We start from the raw sequence: 13,537 nt of genomic DNA on the forward strand, positions 1-13,537 counted from the left end.
CCCCGGACGAGGCGGGCCGGACCGGTGCCCGGCCACCGCCCGAACGGCGCACGGGAGTTGGGGACCGTGGGCCGGACGGGATGCTGGGTGACTCTGGCCGGGCGCTCCGCACCGAGTCAAGACCCGGGGCGCACAGGACCGGAGCGCGGCACGGGACGGAAGCCGGTACCGCGACCGGAGCGCCCCCCGAGGCAGGACATGACAATCGCCACTCTCGGTGCATCCGCACTGGCAGGGGCGTTACAGTGACCCGGCCGTGGTGTTCGGGAAGACCGGTGCAGGACCCTCCCCAAGGAGGATCCGATTCCGGAGCGGCCCTCGCCACTGTGATCGGGGAGTGACCGTCCCGTTCCGCGCGGCCCACCGGGCGCGTGGAGCCACTGGCCGCAGCCGGCTGCCGGGAAGGCGGGGGCGGACGCGAACGAACCCGTCAGCCAGGAGACCGGCCACGGCATCTCAGTGAACCGATCCACGAGGTGCTGGAGCGTGAACCCCCAATGACCCTGCCCACCGACGCGTCCACCGGTGCGCCCGCCGATGTGGCCGCCGGGCCGTCCGCCGCCTTCCGCTGGCGCCGCCAGGACACCATGCGGACCGCCGGCCTGCTCGCCGTCATAGCCGCCCTGCACGTCGTCGCCTTCGGCGTGCTCTTCCTGCTCGTCGTCCCCAACCACTACGAAGTGGGCTCCAAGGTGTACGGCGTCGGCCTCGGCGTCACCGCCTACACCCTCGGCATGCGGCACGCCTTCGACGCCGACCACATCGCCGCCATCGACAACACCACCCGCAAGCTGATGGCCGACGGCAAGCGCCCGGTCTCCGTCGGCTTCTGGTTCGCCCTCGGCCACTCCAGCGTCGTGGTCGTCATGGCCGCCCTGGTCTCGGGCGGGACGCACATGGCGAGCACGCTGATGGACGAGGACTCGTCCACCCACCAGACCCTCGGCGTCGTCGGCACCTCCGTCTCCGGCGGCTTCCTCTACCTCATCGCCGCCCTCAACCTCGTCGCCCTCGCCGGCATCCTGCGCATCTTCCGTGCCATGCGCGAGGGCCGCTACGACGAGACGGAGCTGGAGAAGCAGCTCGACTCGCGCGGCTTCATGAACCGGATCCTCGGCCGGTTCACCCGCTCCATCAGCCGCCCCGGCCAGATGTACCCGCTGGGCTTCCTCTTCGGCCTGGGCTTCGACACCGCCACCGAGGTCACCCTGATGGTCATGGCCGGCAGCGGCGCCGCCGCCGGGCTGCCCTGGTACGCGATCCTCTGCCTGCCGCTGCTGTTCGCCGCCGGCATGAGCCTCTTCGACACGCTCGACGGCACGTTCATGAACTTCGCCTACCAGTGGGCGTTCTCCAACCCCGTCCGCAAGGTCTACTACAACCTCACCATCACCGGCCTGTCGATCGCCGTGGCCTTCCTCATCGGCACCATCGAACTGGTCGGCGTGCTGCACGAGAAGCTGGACCTGGACGACGCGGTCACCGGCTGGATCGCCGGGCTCAACCTCGACAACGTCGGCTTCGTCATCGTCGGCCTGTTCGTGGTGGTCTGGGCCGCGGCCCTCGCCTACTGGCGCCTCGCCAAGGTCGAGCAGCGCTGGGCCGCGCGCGGCGCGACGGCCCCGGCGGCCGAGGGCTGACGGCTCTACGTCCCGGCGGCGTCCGTCCTCCGTCCTCCGTTCTCCGTTCTCCCGGCGACAGGACTTCCTTCCGGTCGTGCTACGGCGGAGGGGCGGACGGGCGGACGCCGCCGGGGCTACCGTGGGAACGGAAGCGTCCGCTCTTCGACGAGGAGGCCCATGGAACGCGAGAAGATCACCCTCACCGGTGTCCCGGAAACCCTCCTCTCCACCCTCTACGCCCGCGCCGTGGACAGCCGCTCCCGCCACTCCCTGCTCCACGACCGCACGGCCCTGGACACCGTCCGGCGCGTCGACTACGACTTCCGCAGGACCGGCATGACGTCCGTGAACGCGGCCGGCGTCGCCCTGCGCGCCCGCTGCCTGGACGACTGGACGGCCGAGTTCCTGGCCCGGCACCCCCGCGCCACCGTGCTCCATCTGGCGTGCGGCCTCGACACCCGGGCGCACCGCGTCGCCCGGTTCCCGGAGACCCGCTGGATCGACGTCGACCTCCCCGAGGTCGTCGCCCTCCGCAACCGCCTCCTCCCGCCCGCCGACGGCGATCACCGCACCCTCGCGACCTCCGTGACCGCCGACGGCTGGCTGGAGGAACTCCCCGCGGACCGGCCCGTGGTGGCCGTCCTCGAAGGACTCGTCCCGTACCTGCGGCAGGAGGACGGCGAGCGCCTGATCCGGCGGATCACCGCCCATTTCCCGGGCGGACAGCTCCTGTTCGACTGCCTCAACGGCCTGGGCGTCCGCGCGCAGCGGCTGATCCCCCTCTTCCGCAGGACCGGCGCGACGCTGCACTGGGGCATCGACGACCCCCGCGCCCTGGAACGCCTGCACCCCGGCCTCACCTGCCTCGATGTCATCCGCGGCTGCGACCTCCCCGGCGTCCGCCGGATCCCGCCGCTGTCCCGCGCGGAGGCCCGCCTGACGAGCCTCGTGCCGGGGCTGCGGGACGTGTTCCGGCTGGTGCGGTTCGAGTTCCCGGCCGGCGAAGGGCGTTGAGAGGCGCGGAGGGGCCCCCGCGCCCTTACCGGGCACGTGCCGCGCGAAGAAGGAACGCACCAGCCGCCGCACCGCCGGGACCGACCGCTCGGGCCGGGCCGGGCCGACGAGCGCGTTCCGGTCCCGGGCCGGCATCAGCCCCGCCGCCTGCAACCGGGGTGCCAGGGCCGCGTAGTCGGTGAACACCCAGTGCCCGGCGCCGTCGAGGCGGCGGCGCCGGGCCCGCCCGAGCGGGCCGGCACGGACGGCCAGGAGCGCTCGAACCGCTCGTCGTGGAAGCCGTCCGTCCCGACCAGGAGCAGCGGCCGGTCCGTGCCCTCCCGCGCCACGGGCTGCCCACCTTCCACTGGACGGGTCACCCGCTCGTCGCCGACCTCCCCGACGGCCCGCTCGGCCTCACCTACCCGGCCGGCCCCGGCCTGCCGCTCGACCCCGCCGCGGCGGAGGGACCGGCCGAACCGCTGACCGCCGTCCTCGGCCGGACCCGCCACGACGCCCTGCTCCCGCTCGCGGACGAACACACCACGACCGGCCTCGCCCGCCGCCTGGGCGTCGGCAACGCCACCGCCTCCGCCCACGCCGCCGCCCTGCGCGGCGCGGGCCTGGTCGCCTCGGCCCGCCGGGGCCGGGCGGTGCTCCACCGCAGGACGGCGCTGGGGGACCTGCTGGTACGGCGGTGAGGCGCCGTCCGACCGCGTCGCCTACGCCCCCGCCGCCCCGATGTGCCGGCGGTAGGAGGTGCTCAGCTCGCCCACGTTCACCGACGCGTGCACCACCCCCTCCGCCCCCGCCGTGTGCTCCCGCACCAGTGCCAGCACCGCCTCGCTCAGCGCGGCCTTCGCCTCGTCGGTGCGTCCCGGCAGCACCGCGACCTCGACGTGCACCAGCGACTGCCCCGGCAGCCCGTCCGCCACCACGACCTCCTCGCAGCGGCGGAACCGCGTCTTGCAGTTGGTCGCGGCCGTGTCGAGGACCCGGGCGGTCAGCGGGTGGAGGGCCAGCGCGAAGGCGCGCGGGTCGAAGGCGCCGGCCAGGGACGCGGAGTAGTCGACGGCGAAGTGCGGCATGGGAGGCTCCCGGTGTTCACGATGCGCGAGTGGATACGACCGAACGAGTGATCATCCTCTCGTACGTCCCCTCCGGCGCCGACTTGCCCGACCCGTCACCCCCGTCACACTGGAACCATGCCCGAACTGCCGGAAGTCGAGGCGCTCGCGGCCTTCCTCGGCGAGCGGCTGGCCGGCCGTACGGTCGAGAAGGTACTGCCGGTCGCGGTGAGCGTGCTCAAGACGTACGACCCGCCGCTCACCGCCCTGGAGGGCCGGCCGGTGGCCGGGGTCCGCCGGCACGGGAAGTTCCTGGACATCGCCACCGATGACGGCCGCGCCGGCCCTCACCTCGTCCTCCACCTCGCCCGGGCCGGCTGGCTGCGCTGGCAGGACGCCCTCCCCGCCGCCCCGCCGCGCCCCGGCAAGGGGCCGCTGGCCCTGCGCGTCCGGCTGGCCGGCGGTGCCGGCTTCGACGTGACCGAGGCCGGCACCCGGAAGCGCCTCGCCGCGTACTGCGTGCACGACCCCGCCGACGTGCCGGGCGTCGCCCGCCTCGGCCCGGACCCGCTGGCCGACGCGTTCACGCCCGAGGTCTTCACCCGGCTGCTGCGCGACGAGAAGCGCCGGCAGGTCAAGGGCTTCCTGCGGGACCAGAGCGTGATCGCCGGCATCGGCAACGCCTACTCCGACGAGATCCTGCACGCGGCCCGGATGTCCCCGTTCAAGCCGACGTCGGGCCTGACGGACGAGGAGGCCGCCGCCCTCTACGAGGCGCTGCGGACGACGCTCCGGGACGCCGTCGAGCGCTCGCGAGGGCAGGCGGCGGCGGGGCTGAAGTCCGGGAAGAAGAGCGGGCTGCGGGTGCACGGGCGGACCGGCGAGCCCTGCCCGGTGTGCGGCGACACCATCCGCGAGGTGTCGTTCAGCGACTCGTCCCTCCAGTACTGCCCCACCTGCCAGACGGGCGGCAAGCCGCTCGCCGACCGGCGGCTGTCCCGGCTGCTGAAGTAGCGCGGGGTCAGTCCCGAGGAACCCCGCGCGCGTCCGCGTGCGCCAGCTCCGAGTGCCGGTACGAGTAGGTGAAGTACACGACGAGCCCGATCACGAACCACACCGCGAACCGCACCCACGTCTGCCACGCCAGATAGGTGATCAGCCAGATCGAGGCGGCCACCCCGATGCCCGGCACCACCGGCACGCCCGGGCAGCGGAAGCCGCGGGGCAGCTCCGGCCGCTTGTAGCGGAGGACGATGACGGCGGTGCAGACGACGGCGAAGGCCAGCAGGATGCCGATGTTGGTGAGTTCCGCGGCCTCCCCGATCGGGACGAACCCCGCGATGAGCGCCGAGGCGACGCCCACGATCCAGGTGACCCGGGTGGGCACGTGCCGCGTCGGGTGGGTGTGCGCGAACCACTTGGGCAGCAGCCCGTCGCGGCTCATCGCGAACCACACCCGCGTCACCCCCAGCATGAAGGTGAACATCACGGTGAGGATGCCGATGATCGCCCCGACCGCGACGACATCCGCGATGCCGTTGAGCCCCACCGACTTGAAGGCGGTGGAGAAACCGCTCTCCTTGTCGATCTCCGTGTAGTGCTGCATCCCCGTCAGCACCAGGCACGCCAGCACGTACAGCACCATCGAGATGCCCAGCGAGTACAGGATCGCCCGGGGCATGTGCCGCTGCGCGTCCTTGGACTCCTCGGCGGCCGTCGACATCGCGTCGTAGCCGAAGACCGCGAAGAAGACGGTGGCGGCGCCGGTGAACGCACCGCTGACGCCGAACGGGAAGAAGGGGTGGTAGTTCTCGGTCTTCACGTGGAAGAAGCCGACGACCACGACCAGCAGCACCACCACGATCTTCAGGCCGACGACGATCGTCTCGAAGCGGGCCGCGTTCTTGATGCCCAGGGTGAGCAGATAGGCGATCAGCAGGCAGAGCACGGCGGCGAACAGGTCCACCCGGTGGCCGTCCCCGGTGCCGGGCGCGCCCAGCATCCAGTGGGGGAGGTGCGCGCCCGACTCGGTCACCAGGAAGTTGGCGTACCCGGAGATGCCGATGGCGACGACGGAGACGATGGCCGTGTACTCCAGCAGCAGGTCCCAGCCGATGAACCAGCCGCCGATCTCGCCGAGCACCGCGTAGCCGTAGGTGTAGGCGGAGCCGGCGCGCGGGATGAGGCCCGCGAACTCGGCGTACGAGAACGCCGCCGCCGCGCTGGCCACGCCCGCGATGAGGAACGAGACGAGCACCGCGGGCCCGGCCGTGCCGTTGGCGATCGTCCCGGCGAGGCTGAAGATGCCGGCGCCGATGATGCCGCCGACGCCGATGGCCGTGAGCTGCCACAGCCCCAGGGTGCGGGTCAGGTGCTCGCCGTGCGCCTCCGCCGTCTCCGCCTCTTCGATGGTCTCGATGGGTTTGCGGCGCAGCATGCCGTGCCCGGCCCGGAGCCCTGCCATGTCGTGTCCTCTCGTCGCCCTGTCCCCGTGTCGGCGGGACGCTGACGGCGGCTCATGATGGTGCACCGGAACCGGTGACGGAAGACGCCGCTCCGGTCCCGTCCGGCCTTCGGCCGATCCGTCGTCTCCCGTGACTCTCCCCGGCGCCTCAGCCGGTCAGTCTCCGGCCGATGGCGGGCACCGCCGCCGACCGCCCGGTGCCCCAGCGGCCCGGCTTCGGGCCGACGGTCAGCTCCAGCCGCTCCCCGCGCCGGAGCGCCGCCGTCGTCAGGTACGTCCGGTCGAAGGCGGTGCCGTCCAGCCGGGCGGTCTGGATGTAGCGGTCGGTGGCGGAGGTGCCGGCCGCGGTCACGGTGAACCGGCCGTGCGGGTACCAGTGGCGGTCCAGCCGCAGTTCGACGCGGTCGAAGACCGGGGTGCTCAGCCCCCACACGTCCGTCCCCGGCCGCACCGGGTAGACGCCGATGGCCGAGAGGACCATCCAGGACGACATCGTGCCCAGGTCGTCGTTGCCGGTCATGCCGTCGGGCGCGTCCGTGAACAGGGTCAGCGCGGCGTGCACGACGTCCGTGGTCTTCCAGGGCCGGCCGGTGGCGAGGTAGGTGTACGGCGCGATGAGGTCCGGCTCGTTCTGCGGGTTGTACTTGTCGGCGTTGTAGTAGTCGTACGGGCCGTGCACCCACACCTCGCGGGCGGTGCGGGCCGGGTCGGCGAGCAGCTTGTCGTACGCGAAGAAGGAGTCCAGCCGCTTCTCCGCCGCCTCCCGGCCGCCGATCAGCTCGATCATCCCCGGCAGGTCCTGCGGGACCAGCCACTGGTACTGCCAGGCGGTGCCCTCGTGGAAGCCGGGGCTCTTCGCCGGGTCCGCGGAGCCGGTGAACGCGCCCTTGGCGTCGCGGGGCCGGAAGAAGCCCGTCGCCGGGTCGAACAGCTTCCGGTAGTTGCGCGAGCGGTCCGCGTACCGCCGGGCGTCGTCGTGGTGGCCGAGTGCCTCCGCCGTCTCCGCCAGTACCCCGTCGGCCAGCGCGTATTCGAGGGTCGCGGAGGCGCCCTGCTGGAAGTCGGAGTCGCCGGGCTTGTGCCGGGACAGCTCGGGCGCCAGCGGAACGTAACCGTCCGTCAGATAGCGCTCGTTGCCCTCCCGGCCCAGGTACGGGGAGTCGGCGGGCGGCGCCCCGTCCGCGTTGCGCTTCAGCGCCCGGTACGCCTCCTCCTCGTGCCCCGCGAGCAGCCCCTGCCGGTAGGCGTTGGTGAGGTACGGGGTGACGGGGTCGCCGGTCATGATGTTGGTCTCCACCGGCCCGTACCCCCACTTGGGCAGCCACCCGCCCTCGGCGTCGATCCGCAGTACGGACAGCGCCATGTCACGGGCCTCGGCCGGCGCCAGCAGGGCCAGGAGCTGCGCCTGGGTGCGGTAGGTGTCCCACAGCGACCAGTTCTGGTAGTACGTGAACCCCTTGGCCTCGTGCGGCTTCCCGTCCCAGCCGAGGTAGCGGCCGTCGGTGTCGCTGCCGGTGTTGGGGGAGAGGAACGACCGGTAGAGCGCCGAGTAGAAGGTGCGGCGCAGCGTCCGGGTCCCGCCCTGGACGGCGACGTCGCCCAGCCGCTTCTCCCACGCGGCGCGCGCCGCCTCCGCCGTCCGGTCGAAACCGGCCTCCTCGGCGGCCAGATTGCGCCCGGCGCCGTCCGCGTCCACGTAGCTGACGGCGGTGGTCGCCTCCACCCGCTGCTCGGTACGGGTGTCGAAGCGCACCCAGGCGCCGTTCCGCCCGGTCCCGGAGGACGCCCGGGAACCGCTGGTCACCCGCTCGCCCTCCCAGGTGCCGTAGGCGGTGAACGGCCGGTCGAAGCGGGTCAGCGTGTGGACGGTGTACGGCCGGGTGTCCTGGCAGAAGCCGCGCCCGGTGACCGAGGCCCGCACCGTGCGGTCGTCGACGATCTCCACCTTGCTGGAGACGCCCCGGTGCAGCGACTGACCCGCGTTGATCAGGACGTTGGCCTTGTCGGTGGCGGGAAAGGTGAAGCGCTGCCGCCCGGTGTGCGTGGTGGCCGTGAGCTCGGCGGTGACGCCCGAGCCGAGCTTGACGCGGTAGTAGCCGGGCCGGGCGGTCTCGTCGGCGTGCGAGAACGCGGCGGCGTACTTGGCGTTGTCGGTCTCGGTGACCTCCCCCGTGGTCGGCAGGACGGGCAGGTCCCCGCCGATCCGGCAGCCGACCCCGGAGAGATGCACGGCAGAGAAGCCGCGGATATGCGTGTGCTTGTAGTCGTAGCCCATGGCGTGGCCGGTGTCGGGGGAGAGCTGCACCATGCCGAACGGGACGGCGGCGCCGGGGAAGGTGTTGCCCTCGTTCTTGGTGCCGATGAAGGGGTTGACGAGGTCGGTGAGCCGCTCGGCGGCTTCCTGCCCCGCAGGCGTGTCGGCCTGTCCCGCAGGTGTGTCGGCGGGGGCGGCAGTGGCGGTGGGGGCCGGTGGTGCGAGGGCGGCCGTACCGCCCAGGGCCGCCGCCAGGGCGAGGAGGGCGACCCTGGTGCGCAGCCGCGGATGTCCGGTCCGTCTCCGTCTCATCGTCCACGTCCCTCGCGTGCCGGCGGAAGGGTGTCGGTACGCCCCCGGGCGGTTCCGGCGCGCCACCGACATCGCTTTTCAGGGGGAGGCTCGTCCCCGAGGGACGGGGAGTCAAGGATGCGCCGAGTGGTGGGCGTGGTGTTCCGGCCGCCCGGCGGACGGCACCGCGACGGGCGGTGACCGGCGTGCGGAGGTGGAGCGCGTGACGGGCGAACTGCCGGTGTACGGCGGGGAATGGCGGTGTCGTGGGCGGTGGTGCCGGTGTACAGTACCGGCGACCAGTTCGAACAATTGACGGAGCGTCGGCTCCGCGCGGAGGCGATGGCCTTCCGCACGGGAAACGGCGTCCTCGTCCGACGACAACCGAATGAGCGGCGCACCCGGGGAAAGCCGGTGGAAGACCGGCGCTGACCTGCAACCGTGAGCGGAGCCCTGCCGGGCGGCGATGACGAAGGCCGGCGGAACCGCGAGCCGGACCGCCCGGCGCGCCGTGGTACCGCTTCCCACTGTCACGGTCTGCAGCGTGGAGCCCTGAGCCCTTGATCCTCCGGCTTCCGGTCCGGGTCCGGTCTCCGTCCGGACCACCGGCGGGGCGCCGCGCGGGCCCGGGGGCCCGGGCGCGGGCCCCAACGAAGGGCGTTTGATGGCCGGTCGGATACGCGCGTCGGTGGCCGCTCTGGCGCTGGCCGCCGCTTCCGTCGCTTCCGGGCTCGCCACCGCGGGCGACGCCGCCGCCGTGGACACCGGCCGCGGCAGGCCCGGCTTCTGTCCCGACGGCGACGGGGTCACCGTGGTCGTCGACTTCCAGGGACTCGGCGGCAGCACGATCGTCCGCTGTGCGCCCGGCGGCCAGTCCACCGGCCTGACCGCCCTGAAGAACGCCGGATTCCGGATCGCCGGGACCCTGCGGTGGGGCGAGAGCTTCGTCTGCCGGATCGAGAGCAGGCCCGAGCCGCGCCGGGAGTCCTGCGCGGACACGCCGCCCGCCGACGCGTACTGGTCCTACTGGCACGCGCCGAACGACGGACGCTGGACGTACAGCCAGTGGGGCGTCACCAACCGCACGCCGCCCGCGGGGAGTTTCGAGGGCTGGTCGTTCTCGCTGGGCAAGGAGGCGGGCGGAGCGCCCGCGCCCCGGGTGGCGCCCCGGCGCCCGGGAACGCCCGTACCGCCGCGAGGGGAATCCCAGCGGCCCCGGCCGGGCGGCGGCGAGCCGGGACGCCCGGCGGGCGGCGGGGGAGGGGGCGCCGGCGCCCCGCAGGGCGGCGGTTCGGGCGACGGCGGGCCGGGTGCCGGGCGGCCCGCCGGGACCGGCGGCTCCACCGGAAGTGGCGGTTCCGGGGGGAACGGCGGTTCCGTGGGCGGTGGCGGGTCGGCGGCCGGGAGCGGTGGCTCCGGCGACCGCCGGGATCAGGGCCGGGACCAGGGCTCCGGCCGCCCGTCCGCACCCGGGAGCGGGCCCTCCGGCCCGGCGGCCCCCGCCCAGGGCGGCCCGGCCACACCCGGGGCGCCCGGGGTGGGGGACGAGCGGACCCCGGGCCCCCAGGACACGCCCACCGAGGCCGCCGACTGGACCGGTGGCGAGGACGGCGGCAAGCGCACGTCCGCCGACAGCCCGCGGACCGTCGCGCACAGCTCGGACGGCGGTGGTGGTGTGCCCGTCGGCACGATCCTGGTGGCCGCCGCCGCGGCCGGACTCGCCGGCACCGCGTCCGCCACGGCCTGGCGCCGCAAACGTGCCGCACGAGGTGACAGCGCACCGTGATGTCCGCACGCCCTCACGGCGTCCCGCGCGCTCCGCTGGTCCTGCCGCGCGCCCTGCACCCGGGCGCGTGGTGGCTGTGGGCCCTGGGCCTGGCCACCGCCGCCGGACGCACCTCCAACCCGCTGCTGCTGGTGCTCCTCGTCGCGGCGGCGGGCTGCGTCGTCGTCCGCCGCCGCGGGGACAACCCGTGGGCGCTCGCCTTCCCCATGTACCTGACGCTCGGCGCGTTCATCGTCGTCTCGCGCGTCGTCTTCCGCGTGGTCTTCGGCGGCGGCCAGGGGGAGCACGTCCTGTTCACCCTGCCGGAGGTGCCGCTGCCGCACTGGGCCGCCGGCATCCGGCTGTTCGGCCCGGTGGCCGCCGAACAGGTGCTGGGCGGCGTCTACGACGGACTCCGGCTCGCCGCCATGGTCGTCTGCGTCGGCGCCGCCAACGCCCTCGCCAACCCGAAGCGGATGCTCAAGGCGCTGCCCGGCGCCCTGTACGAGATCGGCACCGCCGTCGTCGTGGCCCTGACGGTGGCGCCCCAACTCGCCGAGAGCGTCCGCCGCGTACGCCGTGCCCGAGCCCTGCGGGGCGGCCGGCAGCGGGGCCTGCGCGCCCTGCGCGGCATCGTCATCCCGGTCCTGGAGGACGCGCTCAACCGCTCGCTGGCCCTGGCCGCCGCCATGGCCTCGCACGGTTACGGCAGCACCGGCCGCGCGAGCCGCCCCGCCCCCGGGCCCCGCCGGCTGACCGGCGCCCTCGTCGTCGTCGGGCTGCTCGGCGTCTGCGCGGGGCTGTACGGCGTCCTCGGCTCCGACACCCCGCGCCGGCTGGGAACGCCGTTGCTGCTCGGCGGGCTCGCCGTCGCCGTCCTGGGCTTCGTGCTCGGCGGGCTGCGCGCGGGGCGCAGCCGCTACCGGCCCGACCGCTGGCGGGCCGCCGAGTTCCTCGTCGCCGGCTCCGGCATCGCCACCGGCGCCCTGCTGTACCTGGCCTCGCGCGCGGACGCCGCCGACCTCTACCCGTCGCTCTCCCCGCTCACCTGGCCCGAGGCGGGCCCGCTGCCCGTCGCCGCGATCCTCGTCGGCGCCCTCCCGGCGTGGCTGGCCCCGGCGGCGCCGGTGGCCGTGCCCCGGGGACCGGACGACGAGCCCGGCCTGACAGCCGCTCGGGGAACGGCCGTCGGGAGGGTGATCATTGACGAGGCGCCTGAGGTGTCCGAGGCGGCCGAGACGCCCGAGGTGTCTGAAGTCCACGAGACGCTTGAGGCCCACGAGACGCCCGACGCTCACAAGGCCCCCGACGCTCACAAGGCTCCCGACGCCCACGAGGCGTCCGCCGGGAAAACCGCCCCCGCCGGGTCGTCCGCGCGGGAGGCGCTCGCGTGATCACCTTCGACGACGTCACCGTCACCTACACCGGGGCCGGCCGGCCCACCCTGCGAGATGTCCGCCTCCACCTGCCCGAAGGGGAACTCTGCCTGGTCACCGGCCGTACGGGCGTCGGCAAGTCCACCCTCCTCGGCGCCGTCAACGGCCTCGTCCCGCACTTCACCGGCGGGCACCTGAGCGGTGAGGTGACCGTCGCCGGCGTCTCCACCCGGCAGGCGCCGCCGCAGGAGCTCGCGCACCTCGTCGGCGTCGTCGGCCAGGACCCGCTCGCCGGGTTCGTCACCGACACCGTCGAGGAGGAACTGGCCTACGGAATGGAGCAGTTGGGCACCCCGCCCGACGTGATGCGCAAACGCGTCGAGGAGACCCTCGACCTGCTCGGCATCGCCCCCTTGCGGCACCGCGCCCTCCGCACCCTCTCGGGCGGCCAGCAGCAGCGGGTCGCCATAGGTTCCGTCCTCACCCGCCATCCGCGCGTCCTCGTCCTCGACGAGCCGACGTCGGCGCTCGATCCCACCGCGGCGGAGGAGGTTCTGGCCGCGATCACCCGGCTCGTCCACGACCTCGGCACCACCGTGCTGATCGCCGAGCACCGGCTGGAGCGCGTTCTGCAGTACGCCGACCGGGTCGTGCACCTGCCCGGCGACGGCCGGGTGGCCGTCGGCACCCCGGCCGCGGCCGTCCGTGACGCGGACGTGGCCCCGCCGGTGGTCCGCCTCGGCCGGCTCGCCGGCTGGGACCCGCTCCCCCTGTCCGTCCGCGACGCCCGCCGCCTGGCCGGGCCGCTGCGGGAACGCCTGGCCGGGCGGGCGCCGGAGGCGGTCGCGCCGCCGGGCGCCGGGGGAGCCGACGACGCGCGGAGGACCGTGCTCGCGGCCCGGGACGTCGTCGTGGGGTACGGATCCGTGCGGGCGGTCCGAGGGGTGTCCCTGGACCTGGCGGCCGGTGAGGTCGTCGCGCTGATGGGCCGCAACGGATCGGGCAAGTCCTCGCTGCTGTGGGCCCTCCAGGGCTCCGGCCCCCGGCGCTCCGGCCGGGTCGACGTGGCCGGCACGGACCCGGGCCGCGTCCCGGCGCGGAAGGCGCGCGGCCTGGTGGGGCTGGTGCCGCAGACGGCGAGCGACCTGCTGTACCTGGAGAGCGTCGACGCGGAATGCGCCCAGGCCGACCAGGAGTCCGGCGCCGCGCCGGGCACCGCGCGCGCTCTCCTCGACGACCTGGCCCCCGGCATCCCCGGCGCCCGGCACCCCCGCGACCTGTCCGAGGGGCAGCGGCTCGCCCTCGTCCTCGCCGTCCAACTCGCCGCCGCGCCGCGCGCGGTGCTGCTGGACGAGCCGACGCGGGGGCTCGACCTGCCCGCGAAGGAACGTTTCACGGCACTGGTGCGGCGCCTCGCCGGCGAGGGCCGCGCGGTGGTCGTCGCCACGCACGACGTCGAGTTCGCGGCCCTTACGGCGGACCGCGTCGTGATCACGGCCGAGGGCGAGATCGTCGCCGACGGGCCGGCGGCCGAGGTGATCGTCGCGTCCCCGGCGTTCGCGCCCCAGGTGGCCAAGGTGCTGGCGCCGCAGGCGTGGCTGACGGTGGAACAGGTAGCGGGGGCGCTGGCTCCCGCCGGACGGCCGGTCGCGGTGGAGAGGGCGGGGGCGTGAGCGGGAAGGACGTGGCCTACGAGGCGGCCGGG

Annotated in this window: 10 protein-coding genes and 1 riboswitch; of the genes, 7 read left to right on the forward strand and 3 right to left on the reverse strand. The window is 74.4% G+C overall.

Annotated features, from left to right (window positions below):
• Nucleotides 1-240: 240 nt before the first annotated feature.
• Nucleotides 241-465, forward strand: a riboswitch (cobalamin riboswitch).
• A gap of 32 nt (nucleotides 466-497) precedes the next feature.
• The 3 genes from nicT to J7W19_RS28910 all read left to right on the forward strand — a co-directional run bounded on the left by nicT (nucleotide 498) and on the right by J7W19_RS28910 (nucleotide 3,316).
• The gene (nicT, locus tag J7W19_RS28900) at nucleotides 498-1,640 is read left to right on the forward strand and encodes a Nickel transporter NicT (protein ID WP_004938270.1); all 1,143 of its coding nucleotides are present in this window, start codon (nucleotides 498-500) and stop codon (nucleotides 1,638-1,640) included.
• 159 nt (nucleotides 1,641-1,799) lie between these two features.
• On the forward strand, nucleotides 1,800-2,636 hold the full coding sequence (locus tag J7W19_RS28905) for a class I SAM-dependent methyltransferase (protein WP_004938267.1): 837 nt from the start codon (nucleotides 1,800-1,802) through the stop codon (nucleotides 2,634-2,636).
• 272 nt (nucleotides 2,637-2,908) lie between these two features.
• Nucleotides 2,909-3,316, forward strand: coding sequence for a hypothetical protein (locus J7W19_RS28910; RefSeq protein WP_004938265.1), 408 nt, complete (start codon nucleotides 2,909-2,911; stop codon nucleotides 3,314-3,316).
• Nucleotides 3,317-3,337: 21 nt separating this feature from the next.
• On the opposite strand, the gene J7W19_RS28915 is transcribed toward J7W19_RS28910, so the two are convergent.
• On the reverse strand, nucleotides 3,338-3,703 hold the full coding sequence (locus J7W19_RS28915; protein ID WP_004938260.1) for a 5-carboxymethyl-2-hydroxymuconate Delta-isomerase: 366 nt from the start codon (nucleotides 3,701-3,703) through the stop codon (nucleotides 3,338-3,340).
• Nucleotides 3,704-3,820: 117 nt separating this feature from the next.
• Here J7W19_RS28915 and J7W19_RS28920 point away from each other — a divergent pair, with 117 nt between their 5' ends.
• The gene (locus J7W19_RS28920) at nucleotides 3,821-4,696 is read left to right on the forward strand and encodes an Fpg/Nei family DNA glycosylase (RefSeq protein WP_004938256.1); all 876 of its coding nucleotides are present in this window, start codon (nucleotides 3,821-3,823) and stop codon (nucleotides 4,694-4,696) included.
• Nucleotides 4,697-4,703: 7 nt separating this feature from the next.
• Here J7W19_RS28920 and J7W19_RS28925 read toward each other — a convergent pair whose 3' ends face one another.
• A complete protein-coding gene (locus tag J7W19_RS28925; RefSeq protein WP_004938252.1) occupies nucleotides 4,704-6,146 on the reverse strand; it encodes an amino acid permease in 1,443 nt (480 codons plus the stop codon).
• A 148-nt stretch (nucleotides 6,147-6,294) separates the two neighbouring features.
• Entirely contained in the window at nucleotides 6,295-8,712 is a 2,418-nt protein-coding gene (locus J7W19_RS28930; protein ID WP_004938249.1) for a GH92 family glycosyl hydrolase, read from the reverse strand.
• A gap of 643 nt (nucleotides 8,713-9,355) precedes the next feature.
• On the opposite strand from J7W19_RS28930, the gene J7W19_RS28935 reads away from it, so the two are divergent.
• The 3 genes from J7W19_RS28935 to J7W19_RS28945 are packed head-to-tail and all read left to right on the forward strand — an operon-like array spanning nucleotide 9,356 to nucleotide 13,505.
• Nucleotides 9,356-10,477, forward strand: coding sequence for a hypothetical protein (locus tag J7W19_RS28935; RefSeq protein WP_004938246.1), 1,122 nt, complete (start codon nucleotides 9,356-9,358; stop codon nucleotides 10,475-10,477).
• Nucleotides 10,477-11,850: a CbiQ family ECF transporter T component gene (locus J7W19_RS28940; protein ID WP_004938243.1), complete on the forward strand. Its 1,374-nt coding sequence runs from the start codon at nucleotides 10,477-10,479 to the stop codon at nucleotides 11,848-11,850. Before J7W19_RS28935 ends, J7W19_RS28940 begins: the two co-directional genes overlap by 1 nt.
• Entirely contained in the window at nucleotides 11,847-13,505 is a 1,659-nt protein-coding gene (locus tag J7W19_RS28945; protein WP_004938240.1) for an ABC transporter ATP-binding protein, read from the forward strand. The genes J7W19_RS28940 and J7W19_RS28945 overlap by 4 nt, the downstream gene beginning before the upstream one ends.
• Nucleotides 13,506-13,537 lie beyond the last annotated feature (32 nt).

It is taken from the genome of Streptomyces mobaraensis NBRC 13819 = DSM 40847, assembly GCF_017916255.1.
In the GTDB taxonomy this organism is placed as follows: domain Bacteria; phylum Actinomycetota; class Actinomycetes; order Streptomycetales; family Streptomycetaceae; genus Streptomyces; species Streptomyces mobaraensis.

Excerpts from the sequence above, each read along its gene's own strand:
- J7W19_RS28935 (WP_004938246.1), top strand. The coding sequence starts at position 9,356 with ATGGCCGGTCGGATACGCGCGTCGGTGGCCGCTCTGGCGCTGGCCGCC.
- J7W19_RS28915 (WP_004938260.1), bottom strand. The coding sequence starts at position 3,703 with ATGCCGCACTTCGCCGTCGACTACTCCGCGTCCCTGGCCGGCGCCTTC.
- J7W19_RS28925 (WP_004938252.1), bottom strand. The coding sequence starts at position 6,146 with ATGGCAGGGCTCCGGGCCGGGCACGGCATGCTGCGCCGCAAACCCATC.
- J7W19_RS28920 (WP_004938256.1), top strand. The coding sequence starts at position 3,821 with ATGCCCGAACTGCCGGAAGTCGAGGCGCTCGCGGCCTTCCTCGGCGAG.
- J7W19_RS28905 (WP_004938267.1), top strand. The coding sequence starts at position 1,800 with ATGGAACGCGAGAAGATCACCCTCACCGGTGTCCCGGAAACCCTCCTC.
- nicT (WP_004938270.1), top strand. The coding sequence starts at position 498 with ATGACCCTGCCCACCGACGCGTCCACCGGTGCGCCCGCCGATGTGGCC.
- J7W19_RS28940 (WP_004938243.1), top strand. The coding sequence starts at position 10,477 with ATGTCCGCACGCCCTCACGGCGTCCCGCGCGCTCCGCTGGTCCTGCCG.
- J7W19_RS28930 (WP_004938249.1), bottom strand. The coding sequence starts at position 8,712 with ATGAGACGGAGACGGACCGGACATCCGCGGCTGCGCACCAGGGTCGCC.